Origin of the sequence: Dactylosporangium maewongense (assembly GCF_039531485.1) — a bacterium.
Taxonomy (GTDB): domain Bacteria; phylum Actinomycetota; class Actinomycetes; order Mycobacteriales; family Micromonosporaceae; genus Dactylosporangium; species Dactylosporangium maewongense.
Map to the genome: position 1 here is coordinate 170434 of NZ_BAAAQD010000016.1, position 16656 is coordinate 187089.

Consider the following 16656-nt stretch of genomic DNA (forward strand, 5'->3'; position numbering starts at 1 on the left):
CGCGCCAAGGGCCACCCGCGCAAGCGGAACGTATTCTGCCTGTACCTGTCCCGGGTGCGCGAGGTCACCACGCTGGAGCTGACCCACCACTCCGGCGACGCGGTGAAGATCAGCGGTCCCGGTGTCACGCCCGCCGACATCGACCGTGCCGTCGACGCGCTCCGCGAGTTCGACCGGCGCGACGGAACGGACGACCAGCGGCCTGCCGGCGCGGCGGGCTGAGATGGCGCGCCTCGCGAGCCCGGACGACAGCCGGGTGGTCCTGGTCGGCAACGCGCATTACGCGCATCCCGACATCAGTGACCTGCCAACCGTCTCGGCCGGTGTCGCGGCACTGGCGGAGGCGTTCACCGCGCCTGCCCTCGGCGGTCTCAAGACCGGCAACTGCCAGGTGCTGATCAACCCGCAACGGCCAGGGGACGTGACCGGCCCGGTGCGCAGGGCCGCGGACGAGGCGCAGGACGTCCTGGTCGTCTACTTCTCGGGGCACGGTCAGCGCGACCCCCGGCTGCGGGGTCTCTACCTCCAGGTCGGTGACACCGATCCCGACGACCTGCCGGCGACGGCGATCGACGTGCAACACATCCGGAGCCTGATCCTGGAGAGCCGGGCGCGGTACCGGATCCTGATCCTCGACTGCTGCTACAGCGGCGCGGCGCTGCCGCTGATGGGCGACGGCGACAACGAGTCCGACCTGCAGGAGGCCGACGGGGTGGCCATCCTGTCGTCCGGTGACGCCAACTTCCACGCCAACCCGGTCGACGTCGAGGGCCGGTTCACGCTCTTCACCGGGGCGCTGATCCGCGCCGTCCGCCAGGGCCTCGACAACGGCGAGCCGACGCTGACCATCACCGCCGTGTTCCAGCACCTCCGCGCGGTGCTCGGACAGCCGCGGATCAACCAGAGCGGCGCCATCGACCGGGTCGGACTGTTCCGCAACGCCCGCTACGAGGGAACCGTCGAGCCCGACCAGCTCGCCAGCGGGGGCACGACGTTCCGGGCGCCGGCCGAGCTGATCCGGGAGCGGATGCGGCAGGTCGCCTGGACGGTGACGTTGACGTTCGCGTGTGCCGTGGCGCTGTCCGAAGGTGATCGCGACACCGGCATCGCCGGGCTGGTCATCGCCATGATCGGGGTTCTCGTCGCGCTCTACCGACTGTTCTGGATCACCACGCAGCTGCGCATCACGCCGAACGGCATCGCCCACCGCAGCCTGCTCTGGGACCGTCAGCACAGCTGGGACGAGATCCTCGGCGTCCGCCTGCGGAGGTCCCGCTCGCTGCTGTTGTTCCCGCGGTACGACGTGGAGATCCGGACGGAGACGACCGAGACCACAACCACGTCGAGCACCATCACCACGGGCAAGGACGACCGGCCGACGACGTCGAAATCGACCACGGTCAAGGCGTGGGACACGTTGTGCTCGCTCAACGACGTGGACGCCCCGGCCGCGCAGGTCGCGCACGCGTTGAGCGCCGCCGCCGGCCGGAAGGTGCTGACCGTCGACGAGATCGACGACCGGGTCAAGCGGTTCCCGGCGCCGGTGGACCGGCTCGGCGGCCGCCTGTTCACGATCGCGGTGGGGGCGCTGCTGGCCGCCACGGTCGACTGGTTCACCGCCGTGCTGGTGACCGTGGCCGTCGCGGTGCTGTTCGCCCGCCTGGTGTTCGAAAAACCCTGGCGCACCATCGGCGTCGGCGCCGACGGCATCGAGATCGCCGGCCCGTTCCGCACCACCAAGTACCCGTGGGCGGGCATGCGATACGTGGCCGTGCTGCCGTGGCGCACCCGCCTGCCGGGCCGGCGGATCCTGTACATCGCCGACCGGCTGGCGCCCGACAGCCAGGTCCACTCACCGTGGCTGATGACGGCCCGAGACAGCAGCATCGTGGTCCGCAACCTCGCCCTGTCGGTGTGGAGCGCCCGCCGCCTGATGGCCGCCCTGGAACAGTTCGGCGGCGACAGCTGGCGCCCCAACATGCGCACGCTCGACGTCCGCGACCACCGCCCGGACCGCACCCGCCCCTGAACGACACATCCGTCAGCCAAGCTCGCCGGGTCAGCGATTCGCGGACGTCACCTCACCACTCGGCGGCGGGCTGCACGACGTCGGGGCCGCCGGTGTGCGGGGTCGAGACGTAGCCGCTGTGCGGCTCCGGCAGCGCCGCCACACACCTCGCAGAGCAGGCATTGACCAGCAACGGCAGCACGTCGGTGCCGACCCAGCGAGAGATCCAGACCTGGCGCAGCTCACGGTCGACCGGCCCGTCGCAGACGCTGCAGATCCGCACCGCGTCGGCACCCCACACACCCGGGTCGAGCACTGCGAGGTCCACATCCCCGGCGCCGGTCAGCGGCCGCAGCGCCGGAAACGGCGACCGGTACTTGAAGTTGCCGTACAGGGCCCGCGTGCTCACCGTGCTGTCGGCAAGCTTCGCGCATCTGGTCAGCTCGTACGGGTACCAGTGCAATCGGTGCGACGTGTAGGGCTCGAACATCTCAAGACTCGTCATGGCCCCGATCTCCGGTGGGATGCGCACCAGGTTCGTGCCGTACAGCACCAGATGTTTGACCGCGGTCAGCTTCGCGATCGCCGGCGGCAGCGTGACGATCTGCCGCCGCTCGGGAGCGCTCAGCTCCACGAACGGTTTGAACACCGTCCGCCCGTCCGCCGCCGCCTCATCGATCAGCGCCAACAGATGCCGCCAGCCGGCCGCCGAGGTGTCCTGCCGATCCCCGTGGAAGGAGACGGTCGCCGGCTGCGTCTCGTCGGGGTAACCGGTGCACAAGCACCTGTCCCGGTCGGGCCCACCCCCAGCGGGTCCGACCGCGTCCGCGAACCGGTTGGGGAACACGTGCGGCATGACCTCGTCTGCGCCCATCAGGGGAGCATATCGATGGCACCGGCGTCCTGGCCGGCGGCTGGGGGCGCGTTCAGGTGGCCGTCGGATGCGGCTGGTCGTCGGAGGGGACGTGGAGCTTGTCGTACCAGCGCGATCCTGGCGAGCGGCGGGCGGGGCGGGCCCGCGCCTCGGGGTGAGGGACGGGCCCGCGCTTGCCTTACGGGCCGGTGCAGAAGCCGACGTCGTTCGTCGTCTGGCCGGGTTGGAGGAACTTGTTCCAGGGGTTGGCGGGGTCGGCGTGGGCGTTGACGGCGGTCGCGCCCTGCTGGGTCAGGACCATGTTCCAGGTCTGGCTGATGTGCTGGCCGGCCGGGATCGCGAAGGTCGCGAACCATTCCTTCGCCGCGCCGGTGTTGTTGGTGACGTACACGTCGGCGCAGTAGCCGCCCTGGCTGACCGGGCGGACGCCGGGCGGACGGACGACGACGGTGGCGGGCAGCGTGGACTGCTCACCGCAGTACATCGTCAGGTCCAGGTTCGTCACCGGCGGCAGGTTCGCCGACACCTGCTTGGCGGGCGACTCCACGAACGTCTGCGAACTGCCGGGCGCGGTGCACCCCGCCTTCGTCACCCGCACCTTGTACCAGCCGGGCGAGACGTCCCACCGGTAGAAGCCGTAGCCGTTGGTGAGCGACGGGTTCGCCCGGTTGCGCGGCGACATGATCGTGGTGCTGCCGTTGGGGACGGCGGTGTACGTGCCGGTCTGCGTCGCCGAGCGGTACAGCGTCACCGTCGCCCCGCTGATCGGCGAACCGGCCGTGTTGGACACCTTCCCGCTCGGGTCGATGAAGAGGTTGCCGGTGCTGGTGAACGTGACGCCGTTGCACACGATCGTGATGATGACCTGCGCCTCGTCGTGCAGGACGTAGCCGGCGGCCGGGTTGCGCAGCGGGCCGACGCCGGTCGCCGTGTAGTTGCCGGACCCGACGTGGGTGAGGGTGCCGTTGAGCCGGAACCCTTCCGTCGGCGGGGTCGTGTTGTAGTTGCGCCCGACGATCGTCCACGTGGCGCTCGTGGCCGGGGTGCAGCCGGTCGCGTTGATGGTGAACACGTCGTCCCAGTGCACGAGCGGCGTGCCGTCCGGCGTGGCCCGGCCGCCGGTGTTGATGCCGCCGCTGACCGCGACCGGGTTCACGCTGAACTTGGTCGTGGCGAGCGTCGAGGTCTGCGGCAGGTTCCAGATCTCGAAGCCGGCCTGCACCGAGGTGACCCACCACTTCGGCTCCAGGCAGATCGTCTGCTCGGGGGTGATCGGCGAGCCGGGGTCGGTGGAGCAGTAGATGCCCATGTCGTCGAGGCTCGCGGCGTACTTGGTGAAGATGTGGCTGTCGAAGCCGCCGTTGGCCGGGACGGTGCCGGGCACGGCCGGGTCACCGACGAGTCCGGTGCCTTTGGTACGGGCGACGAACGAGATGACGTTCCACCGCACGCCGTTGTCGAAGCTGCGGACGCGGCCGCCCCACACGTCGAACGTGGTGTCGGTCGCGACGCCGTTCACCGTGGTGCGGATGCCGGGGATCTTCACGTCGACGAGGAGCGGCATGCCGGCCGGCTGGATCTTGCCGGCGTGGGCGGCGTACGCCGTCGGGTTCTGCGCGTCGCCGGGCTGGGCGTTCACGTAGCCCTGGTTGTTCACCCAGATCATGATCTCGGCGCCGTCGTTCTGGCCCGGGTTGTTCAGCAGCTGCGGGTTCGTCGGCAGCGTGCTGCCCTGCGTCGCGCAGGTGCTCGGCTGCGGGCGGCAGTTGGAGTCGAACCAGATGTCGTAGGACGCGTCCCAGGCCTCGTTACCGCCGGGGGTCGCCGGGACAGTGATGTTCCAGACCGAGTCCATCCGGGCCACGCCGGCGGTCTGCTTCGGGAACGGCGCACCGGCCGGGGTCGTGCCCGACGGCGAGCAGGTGCCCCAGTGGCAGCCGGAGATGATGCTCGGGTACGCGGCCGGCGCGTGGATCTGGTGGCTGAACTCGTTGGCGGTGCCGGTGGTGTGGTTGACGCCGTCGTTCGGCGGCTGCTGCGCCACGAACGGCGCGGTGCCGCCGGTCGTGGCGTACTGGTCGCGCACGCCGGAGTTGGGGTTGACCCACGGGTCGCCGGTGCCGGCCCAGTCGCAGTTCGGGTCGAGCGGGTCGGTCCCGTTGGTGCAGGCCGGACCGGTGTTCGGGTCGGTGCCGAAGTACGAGTTGGCGGTGTAGTTGGTGACCGAGAACCCGGTGGTGGCGGTGTCGTAGTTCATCGTGAACCCGCCGCTGACGGCCGGGTTCCACAGGTTCGTCGCCACCTGGTACTGGCCCTCGGGGGCGGTGACCTGGGTGCTGAGGTAGCGGGTGCCGCCGCCGTTGTACGTGGCGGCGGGGGTGAAGGTGGACGGTGCGGCGTGCGCGGCCGCGGCGGGCAGGAGGGCGGCGACCAGCCCGGCCACCGCCACGAGTGCTCGACGCTTTCCGGTTCCCACGTGCATGCGATGCCTCCAGTATGTGGATGTGCATCTATTGGTTCAGCGGCGGCGTTTGTACCGCGAGGTGAACCGGCGATACGGCCGGCGCTACGGGCCGCGATACGGCCGCGCGCTGTATCGGTTTTTGTATCGGCCGCGCACGCATCGACGGTGTTAGCGTCGGGCAGCTCCCCCGTTCCCGCTGAAAGGTGTTGCCGGTCATGCCGCTGCGTGAACCGACGTTCCTGATCCTGGCCGCGCTGGCGGGCGAGCCGCAGCACGGGTACGGCGTCCTGGAGGACGTGCGACGCATCTCCGAGGACCGGGTCCGCCTGCAGCCCGGCACCCTGTACGGCATCCTCGACCGGCTCCGCGGCGACGGGCTCATCGAGGTGGACCACGAGGAGGTCGTCGCCTCGCGGCTGCGGCGCTACTACCGGCTCACCACGCCGGGTCTCGACCTGCTCAGCGCCGAGACCGACCGCCTGCACCGCAACGCCGCCGCGGCCGACCGCCGGCTGCGGGCCCGCCTGGCGGTGAGCGCGTGATGACCGAGCTCGTGGCGGCGGAGCTGGTCCGGTTCGACTTCGCCGGCGAGGGGGCCGGCGAAGACGAGCTGTCGTGGGGGCAGCAGGAGATCTGGCTGGCGATGCAGCGGCAGCGCAGCTGGATCCCGATCGGCGGGCCGAGCACCCTGCGCCCCGGCACCACGCTCGACGACATCGTGGACGACCTGCGGTACACGATCGGGCGGTACCAGACGATGCGCACCCGGCTGCGCTTCCTGCCCGACGGGGCGGTGCGGCAGGAGGTGTCGGCGTCCGGGTCCTTCACGATCGAGGTCTTCGACGCGCCCGACGACGCGGACCCGCTGGAGTTCGCCGGCGCCGTCTTCGACTGGTTCCGGGCCTGGGACTACGACTACGTCAAGGACTGGCCGCTGCGGGTCGGCGTCGTGCGGCACCGTGGCGCGCTCACCCACCAGGTCTCCGTTGTCACGCACCTCGTCACCGACGCGCTCGGCGGGGCCGTCATGATGGACGAGGTGACCCGGCGGGAGCCCGCCCCGGTCGCCGGCATGCAGCCCCTCGAGCAGGTGCGGCGGCAGCGCTCCCCGTCCGGCCGCCGGCAGAACGAGGCGGCGCTACGGTACTGGCGGCGGACCCTGCTGACCGTGCCCGCCCGTACCGTGCCGGAGTCCGCCGACAGGTGCGAGCCGCGCTACCGCGAGGGACTGCTGCACTCCCCCGCGCTCCGGCTGGCGCTGGGCACCCTCGCTGACCGGCACGGCGTGGACTCGGCGACCGTGCTCCTGGCGGTGTTCGCGGCGGCGACCGCCCGCGTCACCGGCGTCGACCCGGTCGTGATCCGCCCGATCGTCGGCAACCGCTTCTGGCCCGGCCTCGCCGACGTGGTGTGCCCCGTCAACCAGGCCGGCCTGCTCGTCGTCGACGCGCTCGGCGCCGCGTTCCCTACGCTGCTGGACCGGGTCCGTGGCGCGGTCCTGTCGACCTACAAGTACGCCAGCTTCGACCCCCTGCAGCTCGCCGCCACCGTCGCCGGCGTGGAGCGGGAGCGCGGCACCGCCATCGACCTGTCGGTGCTCTTCAACGACCGCCGCACCGGCGACCGCTCCGCACCGCCCTCCGCGGTGACCCTGCCGCAGATGGCGTCCGCGCTGGCCGCGACCCGCTTCGACTGGCCGGTCGCCCGCGACGACCCGCACGAGCCGCTCATGGTGAACGTCGAGGACACCGTGGACGCCCTGCTGGTGCGGATCGTCTTCGACACCCACCACCTCGCCCCGGCCCTCGCGGAGTCCTGGGTCCGCGCCATGCAGACCATCGCCGTCGCCGCCGCCGTCTAGCTCGCGTCGGCATCGTTGGTGCGCGCGATCGTGGCTGGGGTGTGGCCTGAGCGTTGTCGATCGCTGGGATTCTGGGCAGATGAACAGACGGGGGCAAGTGCTGGTCGTCCTGCTCGGCGGCGTGCTGCTGTCGGGGCTGCTGTGGTCGTGCACGTCCGGGACCGCCGGACAGCACGCGGACGAGCTCGGCGAGGTGACCGCGGTCCTGGACTCGGCGCCGGGCACCGTGGTGGTCCACGTGCTGCGGCACGAGCGCACGACCGCGTGGCGGGTCGACGACTCCGGCGAGGCCGTCGAGTGGATCGAGGGCGAGGTCGCCGCCGGCACGCCACAGGCCCGGCAATGCCAGCAGGACCTCTGCTACCGGGTGCCGGGTGACGCGCTGCGGGTCGAGCAGAGCACCGACGGCGGCACCACGTTCGGCACGGTATGGGAGGTGAGCGGCGAGGCGTACACCAGACTCGGCGCGAAGTATCCGCGACTCGGCGACCCGGCCCAGCACCTGTCGTCGCGGTCGCTGGTCGTGCACGCCGTGCCGGGCGGGCACGTGGTCTTCGTCGCCGACGGGCGGGACGGGCTGCTCTACCGGGACGTGCGGGGCGCGTGGCACCGGCTCGGCTCGCCCGACTCCGGCGAGGGCTGCTGCTACTACGAGCCGCCACCGTCGCTCGCCGCCCCGTCGCTCACCGGCCTGCCGCTGCTGGCCGGTGCCGGCACGGCCGCGGTCATCCTCCTGTTCGGCCTGGTGCCGACGGCTCGCCGGCGGGCCTGGCGGGGGCTGCCGGTCGTGGCGGCGATCGCGGCGCTGGGCGGCCTCAACGCGGGCATCGCCGCGACCCTGCAGGACGTCGGCATGTTCCCCGGCCCGATGTACTCCGTGCCGCTGATCCTCGCCGTCACGGCCGGCGGCGGCATCTTCGCCCACCGGCTCGCCACCACCGACGGCGCCCCGCTCCGCCGGGCCGGCACTGAACAAGCTGCACAACCGGACGACGCGGCGTCACCGGTAGACGGAGACGATCCCCAGCCGTGAAGCCGGGCCCGGCCGCACGCGGCGACCGGGCCCGACAAGGGTTCAGTACAGGATCAGGACAGGTCGAAGCGGTCCAGCTCCATGACCTTCGTCCAGGCCGCGACGAAGTCGGTCACGAACTTGTCGCGGGCGTCGGCGCTGGCGTAGACCTCGGCGAGGGCGCGCAGCTGCGAGTTGGAGCCGAAGATGAGGTCGACCGCGGTGGCGGTCCACTTCACGTCGCCGGTCGACACGTCCTGGATCTCGTAGACGTGCTCCTGCGACTCCGACGCCTTCCACTTGGTGCCCGGGGACAGCAGGTTGGCGAAGTAGTCGTTGGTGAGCACGCCGGGGCGGTCGGTGAGGACGCCGTGCGCGGCGCCGCCGACGTTGTTGCCCAGCGCCCGCAGGCCGCCGACGAGGACGGTCATCTCGGGTGCGGTGAGGTCCAGCATGTACGCGCGGTCGACGAGCAGGATCTCCGGCTGGGTCTTCTCGCCGGGGCGCAGGTAGTTGCGGAAGCCGTCGGCGCGGGGCTCCAGGACGCGGAACGACTCGACGTCGGTCTCCTCCTGGCTCGCGTCGGTGCGGCCCGCCCGGAACGGCACGGTCACCTCTACGCCCGCGTCGCTCGCCGCCTTCTCCACCGCGGCCGAGCCGGCCAGCACGATGAGGTCGGCGAGAGAGATCTGCGCGCCGCCCGCGGCGTTGAACTCCTGCTGGATGCCCTCGAGCTTGCCGAGGACCTCGGCGAGCTGCGCCGGCTGGTTGACCTCCCAGCTGCGCTGCGGCTCCAGGCGGATGCGGGCGCCGTTGGCGCCCCCGCGCTTGTCGGTGGAGCGGAAGCTCGCCGCCGACGCCCACGCGGTGGAGACCAGCTGCGCGACGCTGAGGCCGGAGTCCAGGACCTTCGCCTTGAGCGCGGCGACGTCGGCGTCGCCGACGAGCTGGCCCGAGGCGGCCGGGACCGGGTCCTGCCACAGCTGCGGCTCGGCGACCCACGGGCCGAGGAAGCGGCTGACCGGACCCATGTCGCGGTGCAGCAGCTTGTACCAGGCCTTGGCGAACGCGAGCGCGAACTCCTCGGGGTTCTCGAGGAAGCGGCGGGAGATCTTCTCGTACACCGGATCCACCCGCAGCGAGAGGTCGGTGGTGAGCATCGTGGGCTTGTGCTTCTTGGACGGGTCGTGCGCGTCCGGGATGATCGCCTCGGCGTCCTTGGCGACCCACTGCTTGGCGCCGGCGGGGCTCGTGGTGAGCTCCCACTCGTAGCCGAACAGGATCTCGAAGAAGCGGTTGCTCCACTCGGTGGGCTTGTCGGTCCAGGTGACCTCGAGGCCGCTGGTGATCGTGTCACCGGCCTTGCCGCTGCCGTGGGTGCTCAGCCAGCCGAGGCCCTGCGACTCCAGCGGGGCACCCTCGGGCTCCGGGCCCACGTGCTCGTCGGCGTCGCCGGCGCCGTGCGCCTTGCCGAAGGTGTGGCCGCCGGCGATGAGGGCGACGGTCTCCTCGTCGTTCATGGCCATCCGGGCGAACGTCTCCCGGATGAAGTACGCCGCGTTGAGCGGGTCGGCGTTGCCGCGGGGACCCTGCGGGTTGACGTAGATGAGGCCCATCTCGGCCGCGCCGACCTCGGAGGCCATCTCGGCCTCACCGACGTAGCGCTCGTCGCCGAGCCAGGTGTCCTCGGGGCCCCAGAAGATCTCCTCGGGCTCCCAGACGTCCGCGCGGCCGAAGCCGAAGCCGAAGGTCTTGAAGCCCATCGACTCCAGGGCCACGTTGCCGGCGAGCACGAGCAGGTCGGCCCACGAGATCTTCTGGCCGTACTTGGCCTTCACCGGCCACAGCAGCCGGCGGGCCTTGTCGAGGTTGGCGTTGTCGGGCCAGCTGTTGAGCGGGGCGAAGCGCTGCCCGCCGTCGCCGGCGCCGCCGCGGCCGTCGTGGATCCGGTACGTGCCGGCGGCGTGCCAGCTCATCCGGATCATGAGGCCGCCGTAGTGCCCGAAGTCGGCCGGCCACCAGTCCTGCGACGTGGTCAGCACCTCGGTGATGTCGCGCTTGAGGGCCTCGACGTCGAGCTTCTGGAACTCCTTGGCGTACTCGAAGTCCGCCCCGAGCGGGTTGCCCTTGGACGAGTGGGCGTGCAGCACGGAAAGGTCGAGCTGGTTGGGCCACCAGTCGCGGTTGGTGCGCGGACGTCCACCGGTCTTCGGGGTCGGCGAGTCGATCGCCGGGTTCTCGCTCTCGCTGCCGTGCGCGACTGGGCAGCCGCCTGCCGTGGCCTGGGTGTCGCTCATGGTCTTCCTTCCGTCTTTCGTCCGAACGGACCGAATCATTTCGAAGCGCAGTCGGGGCAGGTGCCCCAATACACGACTTCCGCCTCGTCGACCACGTAGCCGTGGTCGTCCGAGGCGGTGAGACAAGGAACGTGGCCGGCGGCGCAGTCGACATCGGCGATCGCGCCACACGAACGGCACACGACGTGGTGGTGGTTGTCCGCCACCCGGGACTCGTAGCGGGCGATGCTGCCGGCCGGCTCGATGCGCCGCACCAGACCGGCGTCGGTGAGCGCCCGCAGAACATCGTAGACCGCCTGGTGGGAGACCATGGGATGTTCGGCGCGCACGAGGGTGATCACCGTGTCCGTGTCGACGTGCCGGTGCTCGTGCAGGGCGGCGAGGACCGCCAGCCGCGGCTTCGTCACCCGCAACGAGGCCGCCCGCAACTGCGCCTCGAAGTCGAACGTCACACGATCAACATAGACCACTAGTCTGGAACAGTTCAAGTTTTCACCGGGAGTGTCCCTGCACTTCATCCTGCCGGATGAGACGCCGCGGACCCCGCGGACGCGCCGTCCGGTCATCCCGCGCGGATGGCGCGGCCGGCCCCCGCACACCCGACGATCGACAGGTGCCGAACCCCCCGTCCGCGGACGTCGCACGGGCAATGATCCTGCCCCTCGCCCTGGCCCAGTTCATCTGCAGCTACGCCGGCACCGCGATGAACGTCGCCATCGCACCGATGGCCCGCGATCTGGACACCACGGTGTTCGGCGTCCAGGCGAGCATCACGCTGTTCACGCTCACCATGGCCGCCCTGATGATCCCGGGCAGCAAGCTCACCGACGTGTGGGGCCGCAAGCGCTGCCTGGTCGCCGGGCTGCTGCTGTACGGCACCGGCGCCCTCCTCGCCGCGCTCGCCCCCGGACTCGGCGTCATGATCCTCGGCAACGCGCTGCTGGAGGGCGTCGGCTCGGCGCTGATGATCCCGCCGATCTACATCCTCGTCACCGTCATGGCCCCGGACCTCGCGACCCGGGCGCGGTACTTCGGCGTCGTCAGCGGCGCCGGCGCGCTCGGCGCCGCGACCGGCCCGCTCATCGGCGGCCTCATCACCAGCCTGTTCAGCTGGCGGGCGTCGTTCCTGCTGCAGGTCATCGTCATCGCGTGGATCATCGTGCTGATCCGCCGGCTGCCCGCCCCCGCCCGCACCGGCCCGGCGCCGTCCTTCGACGTGACGGGCGCGCTGCTGTCCGCCGCCGGCCTGCTGCTCGTGGTGCTCGGCGTGCTGCTGTCCACCACGTACGGCTGGGGCGCCGCACGCTCGGACGTCGTCGTCGCCGGCCGGGTCGTCATCGACGAGGGCGGCATCTCACCCGTCTGGCCGACGCTCACCCTCGGGGCGCTGACGCTCGCCTCGTTCGCCTGGCACCTGCACCGCGCCGAGCGCCGCGGCCGCGAGCCGCTGCTGCACCTGCGCCTGTTCCGCGACCGCGCCGCCAACCTCGGCCTGGGCACGCAGGCGGTGCAGTGGCTGGTCATGCAGGGCACGTTCTTCGTCACCGCCGTGTACCTGCAGGACGCCCTCGGCTACAACGCCGTCATGACCGGCCTGGTGCTCACCCCAGCGACCGCCGGCATCCTGGCCTCGTCGGCGGCCGCCGAGCGCTTCGCCCGCAACCGCACCCAGCGCACCCTGATCATCGCCGGCTTCGTCCTCACCGTCGCCGGCATGGCCACCCTGCTCGCCCTGGTCGCCGCCGGCACCGGCATCTGGCGCACCGTCCCGGGCCTGCTGCTCGCCGGCCTGGGCCTCGGCACCATGCTCACCGCGTCCGTCAACCTGGTGCAGTCCTCGTTCCCCGACCACGACCAGAGCGACATCTCCGGCATGTCCCGCTCCGTGTCCAACCTCGGCTCGTCCCTGGGCACCGCCCTGGCCGGCTCGGTGATCGTGTCCGCCGCTCACCCCGGCGCCCACCCGTACGCGGCGTCGCTGGTGGTCCTGCTCGTGATCGCGGTCGGCGGCCTCCTGGTGTCCGTGCTGCTCCCCCGCACCCCAGCCCCGTCCCCGTCGCCGTCCCCGACCCAGTCCCCAGCCCCGGAACAACCACACTGACCAACCCGGCCCGTCGGTTGCTCCTGGTCGAGCTCGAACACGACGGTGTCAGGGCCGGGCGTTGTCCTGCCAGGTGGTGATGCGAAGGACGATGAAGGCGGCGAGGAGGGCGGCGAGGATGCCGGCGGCGCCGGTGACGTAGGCGACCTCGACGGGGGTGTGCACGTCCTCGAAGCCGTCGTTGCAACCCACCTGCAATCCACGTGCGCCGCCTGTCCGGAAGGCGTCAGGTGCGGCGCCGGCGGATCCACAGGAAGCCGAGGGCGCTCAGCAGCAGGGTCAGGACCAGGTAGGCGGACAGCTCGATCCATTGGAAGGGCCAGTACCGGGAGCCCGGCTGGTAGACGTAGGAGAAGTGCAGGTTCTGGCTCGCCGTGCAGGCCTTGGCCTTCGCGAAGCTGCCGGCGGCCATGCAGGGCACGGCATCGGCCTCGAGGTACGGCGACCCATCGGGCTTGAACAGCTTCATCTCCTCGCTGAGCGACCACACGCCGGGCGCGCTGTACCCGGTGAGGAACGCGCCCTCGGAGCCCCTGATGCCGAGGCCGTTGATGCGCTCCATGACCGCCGCGTCCACCGTCACCGTCTCGGTGACCGGCGGCATGATGTGCTGGCGGACGCCGTTGGGCACCGCGACCTGTACCAGCGCGAACACGGCCAGGGTGATCGCCATCGCCGGCAGGGTGCGGCGCACGACCAGGCCGGTGACGGCGCCGAGGGTGAACGCGAAGAGGGCGTAGCCGACGGGCACGACGTTGCGGGCGGCGAAGTTGAGCGCGGCGAAGCGGTCGCCGGTCACCTGGTCGTAGCGGCTGGCGCTCCACGTGAGCAGGAGGCTGAGCAGGCCGCTGGCGAGCACGGCCACGGCGCCGAGGAGGCCGAGCTTGACCGCGAGCCAGCGGGTCCGGGTGACGCTCTGGTTCCAGACCAGCTTGTCGGTCTTCTCCTCCAGCTCCCGGGCGACCAGCGGGGCGCCCCAGAAGATGCCGACGAGGGCGGGGATCGCCAGCAGCAGCGCGCCGACGAGGCCGACCTGGGCGTCGTACGTGTTGGTGAAGTGCTCGACCGCCGTGCTGCACGTGGCAGGGGTGCAGGCGGCGATGTCGGCGTCGTACGCGGCGCGAATGCTGAACCCGAGCACCAGCAGGTAGACGGTGAGGGCGGCGAGGGCGGCCGCGGTCACGACCGCCTGCACGCGGAACTGCCGCCACGTAACCCAGGTCATCGTTGCGCCTCCGCGAGCATCGGGGCGCCGTCGAAGCCGGCGGCGCGGGTGAGGTAGGCGAGGACGAGGTCCTCGAGGTCGACGCGGTCTGCGCCGTCGATCGGGGTGGTTGTGCGGACGACCATCGTGTTCTGCTCGGCATGGATGATCTCGGTGCCGGCGGGCAGCCGGTCGAACCCGGGCAGCGTGCCGGTGAGCCGCTGGTGCTCGCCGAGCAGCTGGGCGACGTCGCCGCTGAGCTGGACGCGCGCCGAGGCGAGCACGATGAGGTGGTCGCAGACCCGCTCCAGGTCGCCGAGCAGGTGTGAGGAGAGCACGACGCTGACGCCGAGCTCGCCGACGAAGTCGAGCAGGTCCTGCAGGAACGCGCGTCGGGCCAGCGGGTCGAGCGCGGCGACGGGCTCGTCGAGGATGAGCAGGTCGGCGCGTTTCGCGGCGGCGATGGTCAGGGCGAGCTGTGCCCGCTGCCCGCCGGAGAGCCGCCCGGCCTTCTGCCGAGGGTCGAGGTTGCGCTGCCGGATTCGGCGTTCGGCGAGGGCGGCGTCCCAGCGCGGGTTCAGGCGGGCGCCGAGGCGCAGGTGGTCGGCGACGGTGAGGCTGCCGTAGATCGGGGCGTCCTGCGCGACGAACCCGACCCGGGCCAGCTGCGCCGCGCTGGCGGCGGGCGGGTTGCCGAGCACGGCGATGCTGCCGGCGCTCGGTGCGATCAGCCCGCAGACCAGCCCGAGGAGGGTCGACTTGCCGGCGCCGTTCGGGCCGACCAGCCCGACGACGCGCCCTTCCGGGATGCTGAGGGTGCAGTCGGTGAGCGCCGTAACGTGCCCGTAGCGCTTGCCGAGTGCCTGGGTTTCGATGACCGCTGTCATCGCCGGCTCCTAGTCCTCGATGGGATCGTGTCGAGGTCAAGTTCTAGGCGCCGGACGGTCACGGGACGGTCCGCGCGGCTGTGACCGGGCTGTGACCGCGCCGCGGCTAACCTTCTGCCGATGCGGGTGCTGGTGGTGGAGGACCAACCGGAGCTGGCCGACTCGGTGGCGCGGGTGCTGCGGCGCGAGGGCATGGCGGTCGACGTCGCCTATGACGGCGGCGCCGCGCTGGAGCGTACGTCGGTGGTCGACTACGACGTGGTGGTCCTGGACCGTGACCTGCCGGGGGTGCACGGCGACCAGGTGTGCCGCACGCTCGTCGCGCAGGGCTCCCCCGCCCGGGTACTGATGCTGACCGCCTCGGGCACGATCGCCGAGCGGGTCGAGGGGCTCGGGCTCGGCGCCGACGACTACCTGCCGAAGCCGTTCGCCTACGCGGAGCTGGTCGCCCGCGTCCGGGCGGTCAGCCGGCGGTCACGTCCGGCGACGCCGCCCGTGCTGACGCACGGCGACCTGCGGCTCGACCCGGCGCAGCGCGTCGCGGCGCGGGCCGGCGAGCGGCTGACGCTGAGCCCCAAGGAGTTCGCGGTGCTCGAGTACCTGCTCACCTGCCGCGGCCGGGTCGTGTCGGCCGAGGAGCTCCTCGACCGCGTGTGGGACGAGGCGGCCGACCCGTTCACGACCACGGTGAAGGCGACGATGAACCGGCTGCGCGCGAAGCTCGGCGACCCGCCGCTGATCGAGACCGTGCCCCGGGCCGGATACCGGATCTGAGATGCGCAACGGCCCGAACCGCCTCCGCTGGCGCCTCACCCTGGTCATCTGCCTGGTCGCCGTCGTGTCCGGCGCGGTGCTGCTGGTCATCATGTACAGCATCGCCCAGGGCCTCGACGGCGACGTCCGGGGCTTCCTGCCGCAGAAGGCGCCGGCTCCGCCGCCGGTGCCGGGGCAGGGCCCGCTGGCGCGGCCGGACATCCTCGGCCCGGTGCACGAGCAGAGCTCGCTGCTCACCGTGCCCGCCGTCGCCCTGGCCATCATGACGGCGCTGTCGCTGGCGTTCGGCTGGCTGATCGCCGGGCGGCTGCTGCGCCCGGTGCGCACGATGGCGGAGCGGCTGCAGCACATCTCCGAGCGCAACGTCCACGAGCGCCTCGCCGTCACCGGCCCCCGCGACGAGCTCAAGGATCTCGCGGACACCGTCGACGGCCTGCTCGGCCGGCTGGAGACGTCGCTGGACGCGCACAAGCGGTTCGTCGCCAACGCCGCGCACGAGCTGCGCACCCCGCTGACCGTCGAGCACGCGCTGCTGGAGGAGCCGCTCATCGACCCCGACGCCGACGTCGAGGCGTTCCGGGCCAACTTCCAGCGGCTGATGAAGATCAGCGCCGGCCGTGCGCGCCTGCTCGAGTCGCTGCTCACCCTGTCCAGCAGCGAGCACGACCAGCCACGCGACGAGCCCTTCGACCTGGCCGCGATCGTCACCGAGGCGCTCGCCGAGCGGTCCGGCGACCTCGACCGCGCCGGCCTGCGGGCGGTGCCGTCGCTGGAGCCCGCCCGCATCTACGGCGACCCGCTGCTCGTCGCCCGGCTCGTCGTGAACCTCTGCGACAACGCGATCCACTACAACGCGCCGGGCGGCCGGGTCGAGGTCGCGGTCCGGGCGCTCGTCGGCCGGGTGAGCTTCGCGATCGCCAACACCGGCCCGGTCGTCCCGCCGGATCAGGTCGACCGGCTCTTCGAGCCGTTCCAGCGCATGCAGCGCACCGCCGACGACGGCCACCACGGCCTCGGCCTGTCCATCGTGCGCGCCATCGCCACCGCGCACGCCGCCACCCTGAAGGCCCACCCGCGCCCGGGCGGCGGCCTCGTCGTCGAGGTGACCTTCCCGTCGTTCCGCACCTGACTGTTCCGAATCGACGTCTATGAACCTTTACAGAACTCGAACACT

At 71.7% G+C, this 16656-nt stretch carries 15 protein-coding genes; 8 read left to right on the top strand and 7 right to left on the bottom strand.

Annotated features, from left to right (window positions below; translation table 11 throughout):
* Window positions 1-54 precede the first annotated feature (54 nt).
* Window positions 55-222, top strand: coding sequence for a hypothetical protein (locus ABD332_RS35240; protein WP_344506941.1), 168 nt, complete (start codon window positions 55-57; stop codon window positions 220-222).
* 1 nt (window position 223) lies between these two features.
* On the top strand, window positions 224-2029 hold the full coding sequence (locus ABD332_RS35245) for a caspase family protein (protein WP_344506943.1): 1806 nt from the start codon (window positions 224-226) through the stop codon (window positions 2027-2029).
* A 52-nt stretch (window positions 2030-2081) separates the two neighbouring features.
* Here the strand turns inward: ABD332_RS35245 and ABD332_RS35250 are convergent, their stop codons facing one another.
* Together ABD332_RS35250 and ABD332_RS35255 are read right to left on the bottom strand one after the other, a co-directional pair.
* A complete protein-coding gene (locus ABD332_RS35250; RefSeq protein WP_344506945.1) occupies window positions 2082-2882 on the bottom strand; it encodes a leucine-rich repeat domain-containing protein in 801 nt (266 codons plus the stop codon).
* Window positions 2883-3060: 178 nt separating this feature from the next.
* Window positions 3061-5364, bottom strand: coding sequence for a cellulose binding domain-containing protein (locus ABD332_RS35255; protein WP_344506947.1), 2304 nt, complete (start codon window positions 5362-5364; stop codon window positions 3061-3063).
* 197 nt (window positions 5365-5561) lie between these two features.
* Between ABD332_RS35255 and ABD332_RS35260 the strand changes: the two genes are divergently transcribed.
* From ABD332_RS35260 to ABD332_RS35270, 3 genes are all read left to right on the top strand, one after another.
* Complete coding sequence (locus ABD332_RS35260; RefSeq protein ID WP_344506949.1) at window positions 5562-5888, top strand: PadR family transcriptional regulator; 327 nt, start codon at window positions 5562-5564, stop codon at window positions 5886-5888.
* Window positions 5888-7207, top strand: coding sequence for a condensation domain-containing protein (locus tag ABD332_RS35265; protein WP_344506951.1), 1320 nt, complete (start codon window positions 5888-5890; stop codon window positions 7205-7207). The genes ABD332_RS35260 and ABD332_RS35265 overlap by 1 nt, the downstream gene beginning before the upstream one ends.
* Window positions 7208-7286: 79 nt before the next feature.
* Window positions 7287-8240, top strand: coding sequence for a hypothetical protein (locus ABD332_RS35270; RefSeq protein WP_344506953.1), 954 nt, complete (start codon window positions 7287-7289; stop codon window positions 8238-8240).
* A gap of 53 nt (window positions 8241-8293) precedes the next feature.
* Here ABD332_RS35270 and katG read toward each other — a convergent pair whose 3' ends face one another.
* Both katG and ABD332_RS35280 read right to left on the bottom strand, forming a co-directional pair.
* Window positions 8294-10516 carry a catalase/peroxidase HPI gene (katG, locus tag ABD332_RS35275; protein WP_344506954.1) on the bottom strand — a complete coding sequence of 741 codons (2223 nt, stop codon included), beginning with the start codon at window positions 10514-10516 and terminating at the stop codon, window positions 8294-8296.
* A gap of 35 nt (window positions 10517-10551) precedes the next feature.
* Complete coding sequence (locus ABD332_RS35280) at window positions 10552-10968, bottom strand: Fur family transcriptional regulator (protein WP_344506956.1); 417 nt, start codon at window positions 10966-10968, stop codon at window positions 10552-10554.
* 161 nt (window positions 10969-11129) lie between these two features.
* Between ABD332_RS35280 and ABD332_RS35285 the strand changes: the two genes are divergently transcribed.
* Window positions 11130-12617: an MFS transporter gene (locus ABD332_RS35285; protein ID WP_344506958.1), complete on the top strand. Its 1488-nt coding sequence runs from the start codon at window positions 11130-11132 to the stop codon at window positions 12615-12617.
* A gap of 48 nt (window positions 12618-12665) precedes the next feature.
* On the opposite strand, the gene ABD332_RS35290 is transcribed toward ABD332_RS35285, so the two are convergent.
* The 3 genes from ABD332_RS35290 to ABD332_RS35300 are packed head-to-tail and all read right to left on the bottom strand — an operon-like array spanning window position 12666 to window position 14708.
* The gene (locus ABD332_RS35290) at window positions 12666-12809 is read right to left on the bottom strand and encodes a hypothetical protein (RefSeq protein WP_344506959.1); all 144 of its coding nucleotides are present in this window, start codon (window positions 12807-12809) and stop codon (window positions 12666-12668) included.
* Between the two features lie 34 nt (window positions 12810-12843).
* Window positions 12844-13842, bottom strand: coding sequence for a transmembrane transport protein (locus tag ABD332_RS35295; protein ID WP_344506961.1), 999 nt, complete (start codon window positions 13840-13842; stop codon window positions 12844-12846).
* A complete protein-coding gene (locus ABD332_RS35300; RefSeq protein ID WP_344506963.1) occupies window positions 13839-14708 on the bottom strand; it encodes an ABC transporter ATP-binding protein in 870 nt (289 codons plus the stop codon). The genes ABD332_RS35295 and ABD332_RS35300 overlap by 4 nt, the downstream gene beginning before the upstream one ends.
* Before the next feature lie 120 nt (window positions 14709-14828).
* Between ABD332_RS35300 and ABD332_RS35305 the strand changes: the two genes are divergently transcribed.
* Window positions 14829-15482 carry a response regulator transcription factor gene (locus ABD332_RS35305; RefSeq protein WP_344506965.1) on the top strand — a complete coding sequence of 218 codons (654 nt, stop codon included), beginning with the start codon at window positions 14829-14831 and terminating at the stop codon, window positions 15480-15482.
* A 1-nt stretch (window position 15483) separates the two neighbouring features.
* On the top strand, window positions 15484-16611 hold the full coding sequence (locus ABD332_RS35310; protein ID WP_344506967.1) for a sensor histidine kinase: 1128 nt from the start codon (window positions 15484-15486) through the stop codon (window positions 16609-16611).
* Window positions 16612-16656 lie beyond the last annotated feature (45 nt).